This window comes from Mucilaginibacter gotjawali (assembly GCF_002355435.1).
Lineage (GTDB): Bacteria > Bacteroidota > Bacteroidia > Sphingobacteriales > Sphingobacteriaceae > Mucilaginibacter > Mucilaginibacter gotjawali.
In genome coordinates this window covers 4,875,892-4,894,236 of the sequence record NZ_AP017313.1, presented here as the reverse complement: position 1 = coordinate 4,894,236, position 18,345 = coordinate 4,875,892, and the positions used below count along the sequence as shown (strand labels likewise).

The window sequence follows — 18,345 nt, the reverse complement described above, 5'->3', positions numbered from 1 at the left end:
TTTTGTGTGGAATATAAGTTGATCCCGGCTTAAAACAGCATCAGGATCTGCCCTTTTTCTACTTTATCCCCTGGTTTTATCTTAACTGTTTTAACCGTTACATCCGCCGGCGCTTTGATAATGTTTTCCATTTTCATGGCCTCCAAAACAAATAGGTTATCGCCTTTTTTTATTTCCATTCCTTCACTTACAAAAACTTTAAGTACCATGCCGGGCATGGGTGCTTTTATTTCGCTAACCTTAGCTGTATTAAGGTTACTCAGGCCAAGTTTATCCAGTAAAATATCAAATTGATCCTTTGCGGTAACTGTATAAATATTATTATTTACTTTTATTTCAGCCGTTTTTTCAGCGGGGTTAAAACTGATCACCTCCGCATTGTACGACTGCATGTTACTTATGATATGATAGGCGGTATTATTTAACTGTTTTAAGTCTGCCTCAATGATTTCCTTATCTATCAACAGGCTATCGCCATTCTTTTCAAGTTCGAAATTGTATTTTTCATTTACTTTTACCTGGTACATAGTTGTTAGAGACTGGAGGTTAGTTAATTAGAGATTAGTAAAATAGCGAGGGGCTTTCTCAATAGTGTTCATTAAAAATTCAAATATTCAGTGATCGGGTGTTACTGCTGGGTTAAAATGTATTGCACAAGGTTAGCGCCCATTTTTAAGGCCTTTAAGCGCGTTTCCTGCGTATCGCCGGCGTAGGTGCCATAATCTTCCCAGCCATTCCCAAGGTCGCACTCATAGGTGTAAAAACATACCAGGCGGCCCTTGTAAATCAATCCAAAACCTTGCGCCCGTTTACCATCATGTTCGTGAATTTTTGGTAAGCCGGATGGAAAATCAAACTTTTGGTGATAGATAGGATAGTTAAGCGGCAATTCAACAAAATCAAGCTCAGGGAACACCTTTTTCATTTGCGGCCGCACATAAGGGTCGAGGCCATAATTATCGTCGATATGCAAAAAGCCGCCGCCGGTTAAATATTTCCGCAGGTTTTGGGCTTCCTGGTCCGAAAAAATCACGTTACCATGGCCGGTCATGAAAATAAAAGGGTAATTGAATAATTCAGCGCTGCCAACCTCAACCACATCATCTTCGGGCTGAAAGTTGGTTTTGAGTTTTTCGTTGCAAAATTTTATCAGGTTGGGGAGGGCTGTCCGGTCGCCATACCAATCGCCGCCGCCGTTATATTTCAGCTTGGCCATTTTATAGGTAGGTGGGCTAAAACTGCTGGCCAGCATTAACATCGTAAAGGCAAAAATTAGCGCAATGGGCTTTAAGTCCGGCGCTTTAAGAGATTTTTTTCGGTTAATCATCAAATATTAACTAAGTTAACCAATCTATCAATAAAATCAACCTTTTCTGTTCAAAAAGTTCACTTCAAAACAAGCTTCTAAAGCGGCTGTTTCTGTCCTCAAACGGCTTTCGCCTAAAGTTATTGCTTTAAAACCGTATTGCAATGCCTCGTCAATTTCGTCCGTGGTAAAATCGCCTTCGGGTCCAATCAGTATCAAATACCGGCCTCCGGTTTTAAGCTCAGCGTCTATGCTGGTTTTGCCCGTTTTTTCGCAATGTGCAATAAATTTCTGTCCTTCAAAAGGCTGGGTCAGCAGTTTATTCAAATTTATCGGCTCATTCAAAAGCGGATGGTAGGCTTTTAACGATTGTTTAACGGCGGAGGTAACTACCTTGTTCAGCCGTTCCGTCTTTACCTCTTTTCGTTCTGATCGTTTGCAGAGGATGAACGAGATTTCGTCTATGCCTATCTCTGTTGCTTTCTCCAAAAACCATTCAATACGTTCAATATTTTTGGTTGGGGCAATGGCGATATGTAAATAGTGGTTTCTTTTATTGAAGTTGTGGGTTACCGAGATGATTTGAAGCAATGTTCGTTTTGGATGGGGATCCAAAATACTTGCGGTATATAAACCACCCCTGCCATCGATCAATTGCAGTTTTGCTCCTTTCTCAAGCCTTAGTACACGTGCGCAGTGCTTGCTTTCTTCCTCTGTCAGAAAATATTGCTGGCATGACGGTTCAATAGCTGGCGTGTAAAAAAGGTGCATCGTTAAAGCAGATCAATGTAAATCTAATGCATCCTCCTCGTTAATCAGCAACTCGAGCTTTACCGACTCAATATTCTGTTCGGACTTTTTCAAAACCGTTATGTTGTAACCATTTGCTTCTTTCTGCTCACCAACATCCGGTATTTTGCCGAAAATATCGCCAAGCCATCCGGATACTGTGTCGTAGTCACCATCCTCCGGCAAATCATGCGGCAAATGGCTGTTAACATCATAGATGGGTGCAAGCGCATTCACAATAAATTCACGGTCGTTTATCGTTTCAACAATTGGTTTTTCTTCATCATATTCGTCCTGGATCTCGCCAACCAATTCCTCTACAATATCTTCAAGCGTTACCATTCCGGCTGTACCCCCAAACTCGTCCAGCACAATTGCAATCTGGATGCGTTTTTGCTGTAATTCGCTCATCAGGTCGTTAATCCGTTTTGTTTCGGGGATGAAGTAGGGTTTGCGGATAATGTTCTTTAAAATGATTTCCTCGTGGTGGGCCAGCAGGGGTAAAATATCCTTTGCGTGCACAATGCCCACTATCTTGTCAATAGTGTCATCATATACGGGTATGCGCGAATAGCCTTCCGTTATGATGATTTCAAGTAACTCATCTTTAGTGGTGGTGAGCTCTATACCCGATATTTTTGTACGGGGTACCATGATGTTTTTAACGATACGCTCGTTAAAATCAAAAACATTCTGGATCAGTTCATGCTCAGTTGAATCCAGGGCACCTGTTTCCTTTCCCTGGTCCAGCAGGTATTGCAGCTCTTCGGAGCTGTGAGAAGCTTCACCCTGCACAGGGTTGATCCCCATCAGCTTTAATATAAAATTGGCGAAGCCGTTTAACAGCCAGATTACAGGCTTAAACACAACAAAAAAGAACCGCAGCGGCAGCGAAATGGCCATTACTGTACGCACTGATCGTTGAATGGCTATAGACTTGGGCGCTAATTCCCCGAATACAATGTGAAATACGGTAATAAAAGCAAATGCTACAATATGGCTGGTATCAACAATAAATACTGATTTTATATCAAGGCCGAAGGTCAGGAACATCCGCAGCATCAAAGCGGTTACAACGGATTGGCCCACCCAGCCCAAACCAAGGGAGGCAATAGTGATACCCAGTTGTGTAGCCGCCAGGTATCCGTCAAGGTTGTGTAAAATACCCCGGGCAACTTTTGCTACCGGGCTGCCCGATTTTGCCTTAATTTCAACCTGCGAACCGCGGACCCTCACCATGGCAAATTCTGCCGCCACGAAAAAACCGTTCAGCAAAACCAGGAAAAAGGTAAGGAAAAGGTAAAAACCGTTTATTTCAAGATCAGGCCCCATAAATTATTTATTGGTAAACGGGAAAAGTAGACTTATACAATTCCAAACTTTCTTTGATCACCTTATGTGCATATCGCATCCCTAAAAGGTGTTCAATGGTCACGTTCTTACCTTCCAGCTTTTTGTAATCCTTAAAAAAGCGTACAATTTCTACCATTACATGCGGAGGAAGTTCGGCAAGGTCGTTGATGTAGTTGATCGACATATCGTTTTTTGCAACCGCGATGATCTTATCGTCTTGCTCGCCGTTGTCAACCATGTGCATAACACCTATCACTTTAGCTTCGATAATTGACATGGGGAATACATCTATGGAGCAAAGTACGAGGATATCCAATGGGTCATTGTCATCGCAATAAGTTTGCGGGATAAACCCGTAATTAGCCGGGTACATTACCGATGAAAATAAAACCCTGTCGAGTTTTAACAACCCGGAAGCTTTGTCAATTTCATATTTAGCTTTGGATCCTTTAGGGATCTCAATAATTGCGTTAACAATTTCGGGCATATTATCTCCGGGCGAAACCTGGTGCCATGGATGTTGTGTACTCATTTATCTATTTTATTTTAACTCTTTTATCTTTTCGCGATTACTGTGATTTCGCCTGTACAACGCGTAAATCAGCGGAACGCTTGTTACTATTATTAAACCAATTACAATATACTCAATATATTCTTTTAATTGCGGGTATCGTCGGCCTAAAAAATATCCGGATAAGGTAAATGTACATACCCAGGCAATACTGCCCGCAAAATTATAAAGTGTGAATTTTTTAATGTCAACTTTAACAACTCCTGCAAAGATAGGTGCAAAAGTTCTAATTATTGGGAAAAATCTCCCTAAAACCAATGCTTTGCCTCCATGTTTGGCATAAAATTCCTGTGCAACAATAATATGATGCTTTTTGAAGAAGAAAGAATTGCTTTTATTAAATAAGGCAGGCCCCGTTCGGTACCCAAACCAGTACCCTGTATAATTTCCTAAAACGCCTGCCGCAATGAGTGATAAAACAAGTGTATAAATTGAAATATCGAACCTGCCTGTTGAGCAGAACAGACCTGACATGAATAACAAATAGTCGCCTGGCAAAAAGAAACCAAAAAACAGCCCGGTTTCAGCAAAAACAACGATAAGCAAAAAGAAGAACCCTAAGCTTATAATTGATCGGGCATCTGTTAAATTTTGCAGGTGTTCCCAAAAACTATTCATTTGCTATATTTGTAAAACTACAAATATTAAATGAATTTGTAATGCTTATGTTACAGATTTAAATAAGGTTTGAAATAAAGCCCGGGTAGATGCCAATCAGTATGGTTACCAATGCAGCAAAACCTAAAACCAGTTGATAATATACAGGTACAGTTAGCTCGGCGCGTTCCGCATCACGGAAATACATGGCAATAATTACCCTGAAGTAATAGAAAATACTGATAACAGCATTTACCACTGCCAATAATACCAGCACTAACTTAAATTGCAGCAATGCGCCTGAGAACATAAAGAATTTACCAATAAAGCCCGCAGTAAGTGGAATGCCCGCCAGTGAAAGCATGGCAATGGTTAATACAACCGCCAGGAACGGGTTCTTTTTAGCCAATCCGTTAAAGCTGTCAAAATTGTCGCTGCCTGATTGTTGCTGAACCAGTATTAAGGCGCCAAAGGCAATGATAGAGGCAATTGAATAAGCAGTGGCATACATGAATACCGAATTTGCAGAGCTTGCACCAAGCGCCACAATGGCGAACAGTAAGTAACCGGCATGCGAAATACTCGAAAATGCCAGCATGCGTTTAAAGCTTTGCTGGTAAAGCGCCGTAATGTTTCCAATGAAAAGGGTGATAATGGTAATCACTAATAACACAGGCACCCAAAAATCAGATACCGGCGCAAAACAAGCGCTGAACAGGCGTAAAAAAGCAGCAAAAGCGGCCGTTTTTGCCACGGTTGACATGAATGCGGTAATCAGGGTAGGGGAGCCTTCGTACACATCCGGCGTCCAGAAATGGAAGGGGGCGGCACCCACTTTAAAGCAAAGGCCAACAACGATCAGCAGGATGCCTGCATAAAACATCGGATCGATGCTGTGTGGATTTTGAATTACCCAATTGCGGATGGTTTCGAGGTTAAAGGAACCTGTAGAGCCATATATTAAGGCAATACCAAATAACAGGAAGCCGGTTGAAAATGCCCCCATAAGAAAGTATTTTAAAGCAGCTTCATTTGAGGCGAAATCGGTTTTTTTAATACCTGCAAGAATGTATAAGCTCACAGACATGATCTCGATACCGATAAACAGCATAACCAGGTTGTAAAAAGAAACCATTACAATAACCCCTGCCAGCGCAAACAGGATGATGGCATAATACTCAGCGATATGATTACTTATCTTTTCAAAATAACCGCGGGACAGTAAAATGATCAGGATAGTTGTAATGATGGTGATACCTGAAAATACTGCTGAAAAATTATTGAACAGCATCATGCCGCTGTAAATAGGAGTAGCGGTGTCAGCTGAGGTGTAGGAAGCCACAGTACAGCCCAACGCAGCGATCAAACCAATCAGTGTAACGGGTAATAATGCTTTTTGGGCTTTGTATAAACCCAGGTATAACAATAGTATAGGAAGAGTAGATATAATTATTAGGGTACTCATAGTTTTTGCTGGTAAAATTTAAAATTCAAGGTTTGCACCAATTTTGTAACTGCGGCGTCTGAAATATGAAGTATTGGCTGCGGATAAATGCCAATTACAATAATAAGGGCGCAAATGATACAAAGGGCCAGTTTTTCAGTACCTGTAATATCAGTAAAAGTGGCAGTTAATGCATTTGTTTCGCCTTGCATTACCTGTTTATACATACGCAACATGTAAACCGCGCCAAATATCATAGTCAAACCTGCGACAGCAACCAGGTAGATGTTTACGGTGAATACGCTGTAGAGCAACATAAACTCGCCAACAAAGCCGTTGGTAAGCGGAAGGGCTACAGTGCCTAATACGATAATTAAAAATGCCAGCGCAAATTTGGGGGCTACTTTTGCAATGCCGCCCAGCTGGCTGATCTCGCGGGTGCCCAAACGGGTGCTGATAATATCCCATATAAAGAACATGCCGACTACGTTAATACCGTGGCTCAGCATTTGGATCATGGCGCCCTGCAAGCCCTGAACTGACCAGGCAAAGATGCCGGCTGCAATTAAGCCAACGTGTGCAATGGACGAATAAGCAACCAGCCGTTTGCCATCTTTTTGCCTGATGGCAATAATGGAGGCATATACAATGCCAATTACTGCCAGTACAATTACAATGCTATACCATTGCATATAGCCAAGCGGCGCATTTGGAATTAACCAGCGGATAACGCCATAGATGCCCATTTTCAGCATAATACCTGCTAATAGCATGGTGCCGGCTGTTGGCGCTTCGGTATAAGTATCAGGCTGCCAGGTATGGAAAGGGAATAGCGGCATCTTTATAGCAAACGCCAGGAAGAAAGCTAGAAAAACCCATGACTGTTGTTTGGCACCGAGCGCTAAATTATAAAAATGAAATATGTCGTAAGTTTTTTCAGGAGTTTGCAGGTACAGGTAAATGATAGCCAGTAACATGATCAGCGAACCTGAGAAAGTATAGATAAAAAACTTGATGGTTACCTTGATACGGTTTTCGCCGCCCCATAGTGAACAAATGAAATAGATGGGTATCAAAGCCGCTTCCCAACCCACATAAAATAAAAACCCGTCTAAAGCGGTAAATACTACCAGCAAGCCTGCCTGCATAAATAAAATGAGGGCATAAAAAGCATTTGCATTTTTGTATTGATGCTTATAGGTGGTTAAAATGATGAGCGGAACCAATAAAGTAGTCAGCAAGACCATCATCATGCTGATCCCGTCGATTCCGGCGTTAAAATAAATACCGAATTTGGGGATCCAGGGCACATCCGTAACAAACTGAAACGATGCATCAGGTACGAATTTGGATAAAAACAATGCAGCTACAACCAACTCGGCAACCGCAAAAGTTAAGGCAGCGTGTTTGGCCGCATTGTTTTTAAATAACAATACCGCAAGGGCTGCAACTACCGGCAAAAAAATTAAAATACTAACCGTCATTTTATATTGTAAACGCTAAACGTTTTTTAAAATTTAAAAACAAGTGTCAGAAGTATGGAAATGATCCCCAATACCATCATGAAAATATAAAAACCTACATTACCGGTTTGCAAAAGGCGCAGGCCTTTGCTTGCCTCAATTGATCCTTTACCCAGTCCATTCACAATTCCGTCAATACCCATTTTATCTACCACTTTATAAGCGAAGTCTGATAGCGCATCCAGTGGTTTCCGGATAATCATGTCATACAATTCGTCGATGTAAAACTTATGGTATGATAATTCAGCCAGGGCAGGGCGTTCTTCGGTATCGGCAACAGGCACATGGGCATTCTTTACGTATTTGTTGTATGCATAAAGCAAGGCTGCTAATGCGCCGAGAACAGAGAAGACCATAAGGCCCCATTCTGTAGAGTGCGCCAAAGGCGTTTCAGTTAAAACAGCGGCTGATTGTTTAAATACGGGCGCTAAAAATTGCGCAAGCCAATCATGGCCACCCAACACCTCGGGAATGCCGATCAGACCGCCAACAATGGATAATGCTGCCAAAACAATTAGCGGAATGGTCATAGTAGACGGTGATTCATGCAAATGATGTTCTTGCTCATGCGTGCCGCGGAACTTACCGAAGAAGGTAAGGTACAGCATCCTGAACATATAGAAGGAGGTGAACATGGCGGTAATAACACCAATCACCCACATCGCAGGGCTTTGCGCGAAAACATGTGCCAGTATTTCGTCTTTTGAAAAGAAGCCTGCAAAAGGCGGTATACCCGCAATAGCGATGGTACCAATAAGCATTGTTCTGTAAGTTATAGGCAGTTTGCTTTTTAGGCCACCCATTTTGCGCATATCCTGTTCGCCGCTAACCGCGTGGATAACCGAACCTGCACCAAGGAATAATAAAGCCTTGAAAAACGCGTGGGTAAGCACATGGAAGAAAGCCCCTGTATAGGCGCCAACGCCCAAGCCTAAAAACATATAACCCAACTGCGAAACCGTTGAATAAGCCAGTACTTTTTTAATATCAGTTTGGGTTAAAGCGATAACAGCTGCTAAAACTGCGGTTGATAAGCCGACGATGGATATTACATGCAGCGTAACCGGCGCCAAAGTAAATAAGATGTTTGAGCGGGCGATCATATAAACACCTGCAGTTACCATGGTAGCGGCATGGATAAGGGCCGAAACAGGTGTCGGGCCGGCCATCGCATCAGGAAGCCAGGTAAATAATGGTAATTGTGCCGATTTACCAACAGCGCCTACAAATAGTAATAATGTGATTAAAACGTATGGTATACCAGCGTATTGGCTGGTGCCTGCGTGCAGGAAGATATCCGCAAAGTTTGCGCTATGAAAATAATACATCAGTAAAAATATACCAATGATAAAGCCCAGATCGCCGATTCGGTTCATAATGAATGCTTTTTTTGCGGCATCCGCGTAATCGGGGTTGGTGTACCAGAAACCGATGAGCAGGTAGGAGCACAGCCCTACACCTTCCCAGCCGATAAACATAATCAGGTAATTTGAACCTAAAACCAGTAAAAGCATAAAGAAAACGAACAGGTTAAGGTAGGCGAAAAACTTGCCGTAACCTGCGTCATCCTTCATATATCCTATTGAATAAAGATGAATCAGGAAACCTACACCAGTAATGATGAGCAACATTAATGCACTTAACTGATCTACCAGAAAAGCGAAAGGTAACTTGTAGGTACCAGCTTCGAACCAGGTAAACAAAGTTACATTGATTGGCGCATGTGTTGAATTGATCTGCAAGAACAGGCCCAGGCTTAAGCCAAATGAAACCAGTACCATTAAACTACCCAAAAAGCCGATGAGGCCTTTTGACAGCGTGTTGCGGCCTAAGCCGTTAATAATAAAACCGGCTAACGGTAGTACAGGAATAAGCCAGATGTAATTATCCATATGCCCCCTAACCCCCTAAAGGGGGAATTTTAATTGTTATTTAATTAGTCTCCAACCCTTAAAAGGGATGAGGCGTTTTTTATTTTTCTAAAATTCGAAATCGAAAATCCGACTTCCGAAATCCCTCTTTGCTCCCCTTTAGGGGGCCGGGGGCTTACCATTTCAACCTGTTCAGCACATTGATGTCTATCGAATTGGTATTTCGATAGATCATTACGATGATGGCAAGGCCTATTGCTACTTCTGCCGCTGCCAGCGCCATAATAAAGAATACGAAAACCTGGCCGGTGGCATCGCCGCGATAAACGGAAAATGCGGTTAACAGCAGGTTTACCGAGTTCAGCATCAACTCAACCGACATGAAGATCACAATCGCATTCCTGCGGATCAAAACACCGATAACGCCTATCGAAAATATGATAGAACATAACAGGATGTAATGGTTAAGCGGAATAGCTTGTATGTTTTTTGATATGGTTTCCATCAGGTTGTTTTTGGGTCTTTAGTTGCCAGTAAAACCGCGCCAACCATTGCTGATAGCAACAGAATGGACGAAACTTCAAATGGCAGTAAATATTCGTTGAACAAAATTTTGCCTAAGTTTTTTACCAGGCCCAGGTTAGGGTCCTGCAACATTACCGGCTGCGAAATTTTAAATGCTTTTAATGCTGCAATGATGGTTGTTAAAAAGCAACCGCCGCCAACAACCGCTGCAAGCTTAATGAGGCCGGATTTGCGCGGCTCTGATTCTTTATTCAGGTTAATCAGCATCAGGGTATATAAAAACAATACCAGGATAGCACCCATATATACAATGAAATTTACCACAGCTAAAAACTGGGCATTCATCAAAATATAATGAATAGTGAAGGTGAAAAACACCAGCACCAGGTAAAGAATGCTATGTACAGGATTTTTCGCAGAGATAACCAGTATCGAAAAAAAGATTGACAAAAATGCGATGAAGTAAAATGTACTCATGGTTTATATTTACAAAATACCTTACCCTTTAAAGTGCGGGGCAAAGGTATAAAACTTCTTTATTGATTTAATGGGGCTTCTACTAATTTGTCCTTACCGTATATAAAATCTTTTCTCAAATAGTCTGAAGTTACGTGCGGGCCGTCCAGGTAAATTGCTTCTTTCGGGCAGGCCTCTTCGCATAAGCCGCAAAAAATACAGCGCAGCATATTGATCTCGTAAACAGCTGCATATTTTTCTTCGCGGTATAAATGTTCTTCACCTTTCTGGCGTTCAGCCGCTGTCATGGTGATGGCTTCTGCCGGGCAGGATAAGGCACATAATCCGCAGGCGGTGCAACGTTCCTTGCCATTCTCATCCCGTTTGAGCGAGTGCAACCCCCTAAAATTTTCAGAATATTCGCGTGTTTGTTCAGGATACTGAATGGTTACAGGTTTCCTGAAGAAGTGCCTCATGGTAATGGCCAGGCCCTGAAAAATGGCCGGTAAATAGATCCGCTCCAAAAACGTGAGCGGCTTTGCTTCCATTACTTTTCGCTTATTACTTAATGCTTCCATCTGTTTAAATCGCTTATCTGTTTAAAAAAGTAATAACAATACCGGTGATGACAATATTGGCTATTGCCAGAGGGATCAATGCTTTCCAGCCCAGGTCCATTAACTGATCGTAACGGAAACGGGGGATTGTCCAGCGAACCCACATAAAAAAGAATATAAAGAAAAATACCTTTGCGAATAGCGCAACAACACCCAAAATTGCTACCAGGTTTGGTGAGTGAATCATATCCATGAAAGGGAAATTATAACCACCGAAATAAAGGGTAGCCATTACTGCGCCAGACACGAACATATTGATATACTCGGAAAATAGGTAAAAACCCAGTTTCATGGAGGAGTATTCGGTGTGGTAACCACCGATCAGTTCAGTTTCGCATTCAGGAAGGTCGAAAGGGGTACGGTTGGTTTCTGCAAAAGCACAAACAATAAACAATAAAAACCCTAAAGGCTGTTTAAAAAAGTTCCAGGTGAACCAGCCATGCGCCCAAAAGCCATGCTGTTGTTCGGCAATCTGGCGCAAGCTCAGGGTACCGGTAACCAATAACAGCGCGATGATAGCGAGGCCCATCGAAATTTCGTAGCTGATATTTTGTGATGCGGCACGTATGGCGCCCAATAAGGAATATTTGTTGTTGGAGGCCCAACCACCTATCATTACCCCATAAACACCAAGTGATACTACGCCGAGAATGTATAATATGCCGACATTAATATCAGTTACCTGCAGGTCTATTGTATGGCCTGCAATGACTAGTTTTTGCCCCCAGGGGATAACAGCGGAACCGATACAAGCTGTAAATATGGATAGCGACGGGCCTGCAATAAAAAGGAACTTGCTGGCGCTTGCCGGGATGATTTCTTCTTTTAAAAACATTTTACCGCCATCGGCAAAAGGCTGTAAAATACCCCATGGGCCGGCACGGTTTGGGCCCAGCCTGTCCTGAAAAAATGCGGCTACTTTACGTTCGGCATAGGTAGAGTATAATGCGATCAGCAAACTGATGGCAAAAATGATCACTACCAGTACAAATTTAATTATGATATCTGCAAGTTCCATTATAAGCGTGTCTCCCGTTCAAATTGTTCTTTATTAGCCTCTATCAGCACAGGGTTGGATTTTACTACCGGCAAAGGTATAAAATCATAATGATTAGCACTGATAACAGATTTATGTGATACGTGGCGCGGCCCGTCAATTACCCAGTCGGATGTTTTCTTTTTATCAAAGCGGCAGGTATTGCAAATAAAATCTTCTACCTCGCCGTATACGTCTTTACGGGCGGTTACACGCAAAACTTCTTCGCCTTTATACCACAGGGTTACCTTACCATTGCAGTTAGGATGATCGCAATCACGGTGTGCTTCAACCGGTTTGGTAAACCAAACCCGGTTTTTAAAGCGGAAAGTTTTGTCAGTTAAGGCGCCAACAGGGCAAACGTCGATCACATTTCCGGAAAAATCGTTATCAACGGCATGTTGTATATAAGTTGATATTTCGGAATGATCTCCGCGGTTTAAAATTCCGTGGTAACGATGGTCGGTAAGCTGGTTAGCTACAAAAACACAACGGTAGCAAAGGATACAGCGGGTCATGTGCAGCTGTATTTTATCACCGATATCGATTTTTTCGAAGGTACGACGGTCGAACTCATAGCGGGTTTTTACTGCGCCGTGTTCAAACCCAAGATCCTGCAGGTGGCATTCGCCGGCCTGATCACAAATCGGGCAATCCAGCGGGTGGTTTACCAGCAGCATTTCAACAATACCTTTGCGGGCCTCAATAACTTCGGGCGAGGTGATGTTTTGCACTTCCATGCCATCCATTACTGTGGTGCGGCACGAAGCCACCAGTTTGGGCATAGGGCGCGGGTCTTTTTCAGATCCTTTGCTCACTTTTACCAAACAGGTACGGCATTTACCGCCGCTATCCTTCAGTTTTGAATAATAGCACATCGCAGGCGGAACAATATCACCACCAATCTGCCTTGCGGCGTTAAGGATGGTTGTCCCTGGTTCTACTTCAATGGCAATGCCATCTATGGTTACTTTAACTGACATTCTATATTAGTCAAAATTATATTATTAAAACGCAATCGACGCTCAAATCAGGTTATGAAATACATCGTCCAACGACAATTCAAAACCGGGCAATATTGATGTGGTAATTTTGTCACCAACAGTTAACGCCCTGCCTTCAGCCACAAATTTTCCATCTTTATTGAGAACGTACTTTAATAATGATTGCTCATCGGGATAAATAACCCAATATTCTTTTACAGCAAACTCCTCGTATAAATCGTATTTTATTTTTATTTCCTTGGCGTTGTTACCAGGTGATAAAATTTCAACAACCAAATCAGGGGCACCCAAACATCCACGTTGATCAGTTAATTTGTTCAGATCGCAAACAACACAGATATCCGGCTGAACAACCGTCTTTATTTTTTGATCAGTTGTTTCATTCCTAACCAACCGAACATCGAAAGGAGCCAAATAAACCTTGCATGGTTTATTCTTTAAAAAGTAATTTAGTTCGCTGCCGATATTAAGTGCAATCTCCTGGTGTGCATTACTAGGGGCAGGACTCATCTTAAAGATCTTACCCTTAATCAATTCCAAACGTTCCTCAAACTTCCACGAATAATAATCCGCGTAGGTATAAGTTTTTGAGAAGTCTAAGTCATTGATGCTGTTCATACACAAAAATAAGCCAAATTAACTTACCGTTTCTAATTTCGGCAGGGGATCAGCATAATGCGCCAATCCAAAATTCCTTGTTACCGCTTCGGAAGCATTGGTTACATGCCATTCAAATTCATCCCTGAAATGACGGATGGCGCTGGCCACCGGCCATGCAGCTGCGTCGCCCAGCGGACAAATAGTATTCCCCTCAATTTTTTTCGATACATCAACCAGCAGGTCCATGTCGCTCATTTTGCCGTGACCATATTCCAAACGGTGCAATACTTTTTCCATCCACCCGGTACCTTCGCGGCATGGCGAGCATTGCCCGCAGCTTTCGTGGTGATAAAAACGGGTAAAGTTCCAGGTATTGCGAACAATGCACTGATCTTCGTCAAAAGCAATAAATCCACCTGAGCCCATCATGGTACCACTCACAAATCCGCCGTCGGCCAATGATTCATAGCTCATCAGGCGGGGCTGGTTATTAATGGTTTTAAGGAACAGATTTGCAGGTAGGATAGGCACTGATGAACCACCGGCTACAACCGCTTTTAAACGTTTGCCATTGGCGATACCGCCGCAATATTCGTCGGAGTATAAAAATTCTTCAGCTGGTAAGCCTAAATCAATTTCATAAACGCCCGGTTTTTTAACATTTCCGCCGGCTGAGATTAATTTGGTGCCCGTGCTGCGGCCAATCCCTATCTTGGCATATTCTTCGCCCCCTTCGTTGATGATGGGTACCACAGCCGCTATGGATTCAACATTATTTACTACCGTTGGGCAGCCGTACAAACCCGCAATCGCCGGAAACGGCGGTTTGATACGCGGGTTGCCGCGCTTGCCTTCCAACGACTCTAATAAAGCGGTTTCTTCGCCGCAGATATACGCGCCGCCGCCCGGTTGTACATATAATTCAAGATCGTAGCCTGAACCTAAGATGTTTTTACCAAGGAAACCGGCATTTTTTGCTTCGGCAATAGCTTTTTCCAGGATCCTGATCTGCGGCATCATTTCACCACGAACGTAGATATAGGATACTTTAGCACCAAGGGCGTAGCTTGCGGTGATCATCCCCTCAACTAATAGGTGGGGAATATAAGTCATCAGGTAGCGGTCTTTAAAAGTTCCGGGTTCCGATTCATCAGCATTGCAAACCAGGTAACGGGCAACACCTTCCGGTTTTGCCAGAAAGCTCCATTTCATCCCGGTAGGGAAACCCGCGCCGCCACGGCCGCGCAGTCCCGATTTCTTGACTTCTTCCACCACTTCGTCGGGCGACATGGTTTTCAAAGCTTTTTCAACCGAAGCATAGCCGCCTTTTGATCGGTAAACATCAAAAGTATTGATGCCCGGTACGTTGATGTGTTCTAATAGTAATTTACGTGCCATTACTGTTAATAAATTTTGCCGGTTAATTTATAAGCGGCTATATGTTTTGCCGCACAATTTGACAGAATTAATACGGTAATTAAACCTATGATTAAATTGCTATGCGGCTGAATATTCCAAAACAAAAACAACATGATCCCGCTGATTAAGGCCGAATCCCATAAAATCAATTTTGTTCTGTTGTTCATTTTTTATTTACTTATAAGGTAAACCAGCTAATACAGTCGTTTTGTATGCCGGTAATGGTTGATATGCCTGATAATGCAGCTGGCTACAGCAATAATTATGAGGAACTTCAGGAACACTGGTATTTGATCGATGCTTTCGTTGGTTAAATTGATAACTGCTACGGTTACTACTAACAAAGTATCTGATAAAACTAAAGATGTTCCTGTCATTATTAATTATTGCCTTTCGCTCTTAATTCCGAAATCAGCTTATCAACCCCTTCATTTGTTAAATTTTCATAAAATGTGTACTCAGGACCAATTTGCAATACGGGGCCGAAACCACAGGCCGCAAGGCATTCAACACCTCTCCAGCTAAACAAGCCGTCGGGAGTAACTTCACCTTCCTTAACTCCCAGTTTTTCTTCAATATGGTCCATTATTTTTTCGGCGCCCACCAGGCAACATGGGCCGGTGCGGCAAACCTCCAGTACATATTTGCCCTGGGGGCGCAAAAAATACATGGAGTAAAAAGTGGCTACTTCGTAAACTTCAATCGATTGGATATTCAGGTATTCAGCTACGCTATCCATAGCGGATGAGCTAAGCCAACCCAATTCTGCCTGTACAAGGTGTAAAATTGGCAATAAAGCCGATTTTTGCTTCCCTTCGGGATAACGGCTTACGATTTCATCGAACTTTTTTAACAGTTCCGGCGAAAATTCAACCGGCGCCTGGGTTTCTTCAACTCTAAGCATCTAACTCTCCGGCTATAACGTTTAAACTACTCATGTTAATTATCGCATCTGATAACAGCATGCCGCGGCTCATTGGCGCGTACATCTGGTAATTAATAAAGCTTGGCCGGCGGAAATGCAAACGGTAAGGCGAACGTCCGCCATCGTTTACCAGGTAAAAGCCCAATTCGCCGTTACCACCTTCAACCGAGTGGTAAACTTCTGTATTTGGCGTAGGTATTTCGCCCATCACTATTTTAAAGTGATAGATCAACGCTTCCATATTATTATATACATCTTCTTTCGGAGGCAGGTAAAAGTCGGGTACATCCGCGTGGAAAATATCCGAAGGCTCTTTTTCCAATTTTACCAAAGCCTGCTCAATCAGGCGTAAACTTTGCCACATTTCTTCCTGGCGTACCAGGTAGCGGCTGTATACATCTCCGTTTTCGCCAACCGGTACTTCAAAATCAAACTCCTCGTATGAGCAGTAAGGGTTCATCGCCCTTACATCATAATCAACGCCCGTAGCGCGCAATATCGGGCCGCTCCAGCTGTAGCTTATTGCATCTTCGGCTGTTACTGCTGCAACATCTTTGGTACGGTCAATAAATATGCGGTTACGTTTGGTAAGGTTTTCAAACTCTTTTAAAACAACGGGGTATTCCTTTAAAAATTTACGCAGCTTTCTGAAGGCGATGGCATTAAAATTTCGTTCGAAACCGCCTATGCGGCCAATATTGGTAGTAAGTCGCGATCCGCAAACCTCTTCGTAAATTTCGTAAATGGCCTCGCGGTATTCCATTACGTAAAAGAAGCCGGTTGCTGCACCGGTATCTACGGCGAGTACGCTGTTACAGATCAAATGGTCGGCAATACGTGCCAGTTCCATAATAATGATACGCAGGTAATCAACCCGTTTAGGGGTTTCAATACCCAGTAGTTTTTCAACTGTCATGTGCCAGCCCATGTTATTGATGGGTGATGAGCAGTAGTTTAACCTGTCGGTCAGCGGGGTGATCTGGTAAAACGGCCGGTGTTCGGCAATTTTTTCAAAAGCACGGTGGATGTAGCCTATGGTGGATACGCCGCTTACAATTCTTTCGCCATCCAGCTGCAGCACATTCTGGAATACACCATGTGTGGCAGGGTGGGTTGGACCCAGGTTCAGGGTTGAAAGCTCGGTTTGCGGATCGTTATCTGTATATACCGGATGGTTCTGCATTGCTTTTATCTTCCAAAAAAATAATCTTTTTTATCAACACGGTTAGGGTCTTCCAGCGGGAATTCTTTCCGCATCGGGAAGGCTGTCATGTCATCAACATTTAATATCCTCCGCAAATCCGGGTGCCCGTCAAATATCACCCCAAACAGGTCATATGTTTCGCGTTCCATCCAGTTTGCGCCGTTCCATATATTGGAGGCCGTAGGGATGTGTACATCAGCATCTTCTAAAAATACTTTTATCCTAACGCGTACATTGTTTACCAGGCTATGCAAATGATAAATTACCCCGATAGGTTTTGGCAGTTCGGGATAGTGGATAGCGGTAATATCTGTTAAATAAATAAACTGCGTTGAAGTGTCGTTTTTTAACCAGGTTAGCAGATCGGTGATCTGGTCGCGCCCGGTCTCAAAGGTTAATAAGCCAAATGGTTCGCCAAGCAGGGTTACCTGGTCACTGTATTTTTCGCTGATCTTTTTTACAAGATCTTCGTTTGTTAATTTACCCATTATTGAATTCCGTATGAAGCTAATAGTTCCTGATATTTAGGCTCATTTCTGCGGCGCAAAGTTTCTGATTGCACCAGTTTTTGAATTTGTATGAAGCCATCAATAATGGCTTCGGGGCGTGGCGGGCAGCCGGGCACGTAAACGTCAACCGGTATCACTTCGTCAATTCCCTGTAAAACCGAATAGGTATCAAAAATACCACCGCTTGATGCGCAGGCGCCAACGGCCATTACCCAGCGTGGTTCAGCCATTTGCAGGTAAACCTGGCGTAAAACCGGGCCCATTTTTTTGGAGATGGTACCCATCACCATTAAAAGGTCGGCCTGCCGGGGCGAAAAGCTTAACCGTTCGGCACCAAACCTGGCCAGGTCATAATGTGGCGACATAGTGGCCATAAATTCGATCCCGCAGCATGAAGTTGCAAATGGCAGTGGCCATAATGAATATGAACGCGCTAAACCTATTGCTTTATCAACCGAAGTAGCAAAGAAACCTGCTCCTTCTACGCCCGCAGGGGCATCAACTAACTGAATTTCACTCATGATCTATATCAAACAAAAACCCGTCCTAAATTGACTATGTGGTTGCAAATTTACAATAAATAACTAATGTATAAG

The 18,345-nt window shown here is 43.0% G+C and carries 21 protein-coding genes; all 21 read right to left on the bottom strand.

Annotation, left to right across the window (positions count from 1 at the left end; translation table 11 throughout):
- Nucleotides 1-29 precede the first annotated feature (29 nt).
- The 21 genes from MgSA37_RS21585 to MgSA37_RS21485 all read right to left on the bottom strand — a co-directional run bounded on the left by MgSA37_RS21585 (nt 30) and on the right by MgSA37_RS21485 (nt 18,270).
- The gene (locus MgSA37_RS21585; RefSeq protein WP_096354913.1) at nt 30-527 is read right to left on the bottom strand and encodes an acetyl-CoA carboxylase biotin carboxyl carrier protein subunit; all 498 of its coding nucleotides are present in this window, start codon (nt 525-527) and stop codon (nt 30-32) included.
- A 101-nt stretch (nt 528-628) separates the two neighbouring features.
- Nucleotides 629-1,258 carry a DUF4159 domain-containing protein gene (locus MgSA37_RS21580; protein WP_232010889.1) on the bottom strand — a complete coding sequence of 210 codons (630 nt, stop codon included), beginning with the start codon at nt 1,256-1,258 and terminating at the stop codon, nt 629-631.
- A 105-nt stretch (nt 1,259-1,363) separates the two neighbouring features.
- Nucleotides 1,364-2,077: a 16S rRNA (uracil(1498)-N(3))-methyltransferase gene (locus MgSA37_RS21575; RefSeq protein ID WP_096354909.1), complete on the bottom strand. Its 714-nt coding sequence runs from the start codon at nt 2,075-2,077 to the stop codon at nt 1,364-1,366.
- Between the two features lie 12 nt (nt 2,078-2,089).
- Nucleotides 2,090-3,427 carry a hemolysin family protein gene (locus MgSA37_RS21570; protein ID WP_096354908.1) on the bottom strand — a complete coding sequence of 446 codons (1,338 nt, stop codon included), beginning with the start codon at nt 3,425-3,427 and terminating at the stop codon, nt 2,090-2,092.
- 7 nt (nt 3,428-3,434) lie between these two features.
- On the bottom strand, nt 3,435-3,980 hold the full coding sequence (locus MgSA37_RS21565) for an inorganic diphosphatase (protein WP_096354906.1): 546 nt from the start codon (nt 3,978-3,980) through the stop codon (nt 3,435-3,437).
- Nucleotides 3,981-3,989: 9 nt separating this feature from the next.
- Nucleotides 3,990-4,637 (bottom strand): DedA family protein, encoded by a 648-nt coding sequence (locus MgSA37_RS21560; protein ID WP_096354904.1) that lies wholly within the window; start codon nt 4,635-4,637, stop codon nt 3,990-3,992.
- 58 nt (nt 4,638-4,695) lie between these two features.
- Nucleotides 4,696-6,081 (bottom strand): NADH-quinone oxidoreductase subunit N, encoded by a 1,386-nt coding sequence (locus MgSA37_RS21555; protein WP_096354902.1) that lies wholly within the window; start codon nt 6,079-6,081, stop codon nt 4,696-4,698.
- Nucleotides 6,078-7,544, bottom strand: coding sequence for a complex I subunit 4 family protein (locus MgSA37_RS21550; RefSeq protein ID WP_096354900.1), 1,467 nt, complete (start codon nt 7,542-7,544; stop codon nt 6,078-6,080). The genes MgSA37_RS21555 and MgSA37_RS21550 overlap by 4 nt, the downstream gene beginning before the upstream one ends.
- Before the next feature lie 26 nt (nt 7,545-7,570).
- Entirely contained in the window at nt 7,571-9,475 is a 1,905-nt protein-coding gene (gene nuoL, locus MgSA37_RS21545) for an NADH-quinone oxidoreductase subunit L (RefSeq protein ID WP_096354898.1), read from the bottom strand.
- Between the two features lie 154 nt (nt 9,476-9,629).
- Nucleotides 9,630-9,959, bottom strand: coding sequence for an NADH-quinone oxidoreductase subunit NuoK (gene nuoK, locus MgSA37_RS21540; protein WP_096354896.1), 330 nt, complete (start codon nt 9,957-9,959; stop codon nt 9,630-9,632).
- A complete protein-coding gene (locus MgSA37_RS21535; RefSeq protein ID WP_096354895.1) occupies nt 9,959-10,456 on the bottom strand; it encodes an NADH-quinone oxidoreductase subunit J family protein in 498 nt (165 codons plus the stop codon). Before MgSA37_RS21535 ends, nuoK begins: the two co-directional genes overlap by 1 nt.
- 59 nt (nt 10,457-10,515) lie before the next feature.
- A complete protein-coding gene (locus MgSA37_RS21530; protein WP_096354893.1) occupies nt 10,516-11,013 on the bottom strand; it encodes a NuoI/complex I 23 kDa subunit family protein in 498 nt (165 codons plus the stop codon).
- 13 nt (nt 11,014-11,026) lie between these two features.
- Entirely contained in the window at nt 11,027-12,070 is a 1,044-nt protein-coding gene (nuoH, locus tag MgSA37_RS21525; protein ID WP_096354891.1) for an NADH-quinone oxidoreductase subunit NuoH, read from the bottom strand.
- Nucleotides 12,070-13,071, bottom strand: coding sequence for a 2Fe-2S iron-sulfur cluster-binding protein (locus tag MgSA37_RS21520; RefSeq protein ID WP_096354889.1), 1,002 nt, complete (start codon nt 13,069-13,071; stop codon nt 12,070-12,072). Before MgSA37_RS21520 ends, nuoH begins: the two co-directional genes overlap by 1 nt.
- A 42-nt stretch (nt 13,072-13,113) precedes the next feature.
- The gene (locus tag MgSA37_RS21515) at nt 13,114-13,710 is read right to left on the bottom strand and encodes a Uma2 family endonuclease (protein WP_096354887.1); all 597 of its coding nucleotides are present in this window, start codon (nt 13,708-13,710) and stop codon (nt 13,114-13,116) included.
- Between the two features lie 18 nt (nt 13,711-13,728).
- On the bottom strand, nt 13,729-15,090 hold the full coding sequence (gene nuoF, locus MgSA37_RS21510; RefSeq protein ID WP_096354886.1) for an NADH-quinone oxidoreductase subunit NuoF: 1,362 nt from the start codon (nt 15,088-15,090) through the stop codon (nt 13,729-13,731).
- A 215-nt stretch (nt 15,091-15,305) separates the two neighbouring features.
- A complete protein-coding gene (locus MgSA37_RS28380; RefSeq protein ID WP_157750673.1) occupies nt 15,306-15,488 on the bottom strand; it encodes a hypothetical protein in 183 nt (60 codons plus the stop codon).
- Between the two features lie 2 nt (nt 15,489-15,490).
- Entirely contained in the window at nt 15,491-16,015 is a 525-nt protein-coding gene (locus MgSA37_RS21500) for an NADH-quinone oxidoreductase subunit NuoE family protein (protein WP_096354883.1), read from the bottom strand.
- Complete coding sequence (locus tag MgSA37_RS21495) at nt 16,008-17,219, bottom strand: NADH-quinone oxidoreductase subunit D (RefSeq protein ID WP_096354881.1); 1,212 nt, start codon at nt 17,217-17,219, stop codon at nt 16,008-16,010. The genes MgSA37_RS21500 and MgSA37_RS21495 overlap by 8 nt, the downstream gene beginning before the upstream one ends.
- A 5-nt stretch (nt 17,220-17,224) precedes the next feature.
- A complete protein-coding gene (locus MgSA37_RS21490) occupies nt 17,225-17,728 on the bottom strand; it encodes an NADH-quinone oxidoreductase subunit C (RefSeq protein WP_096354880.1) in 504 nt (167 codons plus the stop codon).
- Nucleotides 17,728-18,270 (bottom strand): NADH-quinone oxidoreductase subunit B, encoded by a 543-nt coding sequence (locus MgSA37_RS21485; protein ID WP_096354878.1) that lies wholly within the window; start codon nt 18,268-18,270, stop codon nt 17,728-17,730. The genes MgSA37_RS21490 and MgSA37_RS21485 overlap by 1 nt, the downstream gene beginning before the upstream one ends.
- Nucleotides 18,271-18,345: the final 75 nt, after the last annotated feature.

What these genes read in the sequence shown, in the direction of transcription:
- MgSA37_RS21520 (WP_096354889.1), bottom strand. Translation starts at nt 13,071, where the DNA reads ATGTCAGTTAAAGTAACCATAGATGGCATTGCCATTGAAGTAGAACCA.
- MgSA37_RS21575 (WP_096354909.1), bottom strand. Translation starts at nt 2,077, where the DNA reads ATGCACCTTTTTTACACGCCAGCTATTGAACCGTCATGCCAGCAATAT.
- MgSA37_RS28380 (WP_157750673.1), bottom strand. Translation starts at nt 15,488, where the DNA reads ATGACAGGAACATCTTTAGTTTTATCAGATACTTTGTTAGTAGTAACC.
- nuoL (WP_096354898.1), bottom strand. Translation starts at nt 9,475, where the DNA reads ATGGATAATTACATCTGGCTTATTCCTGTACTACCGTTAGCCGGTTTT.
- MgSA37_RS21580 (WP_232010889.1), bottom strand. Translation starts at nt 1,258, where the DNA reads ATGTTAATGCTGGCCAGCAGTTTTAGCCCACCTACCTATAAAATGGCC.
- MgSA37_RS21530 (WP_096354893.1), bottom strand. Translation starts at nt 11,013, where the DNA reads ATGGAAGCATTAAGTAATAAGCGAAAAGTAATGGAAGCAAAGCCGCTC.
- MgSA37_RS21560 (WP_096354904.1), bottom strand. Translation starts at nt 4,637, where the DNA reads ATGAATAGTTTTTGGGAACACCTGCAAAATTTAACAGATGCCCGATCA.
- MgSA37_RS21555 (WP_096354902.1), bottom strand. Translation starts at nt 6,081, where the DNA reads ATGAGTACCCTAATAATTATATCTACTCTTCCTATACTATTGTTATAC.
- MgSA37_RS21500 (WP_096354883.1), bottom strand. Translation starts at nt 16,015, where the DNA reads ATGCTTAGAGTTGAAGAAACCCAGGCGCCGGTTGAATTTTCGCCGGAA.
- nuoF (WP_096354886.1), bottom strand. Translation starts at nt 15,090, where the DNA reads ATGGCACGTAAATTACTATTAGAACACATCAACGTACCGGGCATCAAT.
- MgSA37_RS21565 (WP_096354906.1), bottom strand. Translation starts at nt 3,980, where the DNA reads ATGAGTACACAACATCCATGGCACCAGGTTTCGCCCGGAGATAATATG.
- MgSA37_RS21515 (WP_096354887.1), bottom strand. Translation starts at nt 13,710, where the DNA reads ATGAACAGCATCAATGACTTAGACTTCTCAAAAACTTATACCTACGCG.
- MgSA37_RS21535 (WP_096354895.1), bottom strand. Translation starts at nt 10,456, where the DNA reads ATGAGTACATTTTACTTCATCGCATTTTTGTCAATCTTTTTTTCGATA.
- MgSA37_RS21490 (WP_096354880.1), bottom strand. Translation starts at nt 17,728, where the DNA reads ATGGGTAAATTAACAAACGAAGATCTTGTAAAAAAGATCAGCGAAAAA.
- MgSA37_RS21585 (WP_096354913.1), bottom strand. Translation starts at nt 527, where the DNA reads ATGTACCAGGTAAAAGTAAATGAAAAATACAATTTCGAACTTGAAAAG.
- MgSA37_RS21485 (WP_096354878.1), bottom strand. Translation starts at nt 18,270, where the DNA reads ATGAGTGAAATTCAGTTAGTTGATGCCCCTGCGGGCGTAGAAGGAGCA.
- nuoK (WP_096354896.1), bottom strand. Translation starts at nt 9,959, where the DNA reads ATGGAAACCATATCAAAAAACATACAAGCTATTCCGCTTAACCATTAC.
- MgSA37_RS21550 (WP_096354900.1), bottom strand. Translation starts at nt 7,544, where the DNA reads ATGACGGTTAGTATTTTAATTTTTTTGCCGGTAGTTGCAGCCCTTGCG.
- nuoH (WP_096354891.1), bottom strand. Translation starts at nt 12,070, where the DNA reads ATGGAACTTGCAGATATCATAATTAAATTTGTACTGGTAGTGATCATT.
- MgSA37_RS21495 (WP_096354881.1), bottom strand. Translation starts at nt 17,219, where the DNA reads ATGCAGAACCATCCGGTATATACAGATAACGATCCGCAAACCGAGCTT.
- MgSA37_RS21570 (WP_096354908.1), bottom strand. Translation starts at nt 3,427, where the DNA reads ATGGGGCCTGATCTTGAAATAAACGGTTTTTACCTTTTCCTTACCTTT.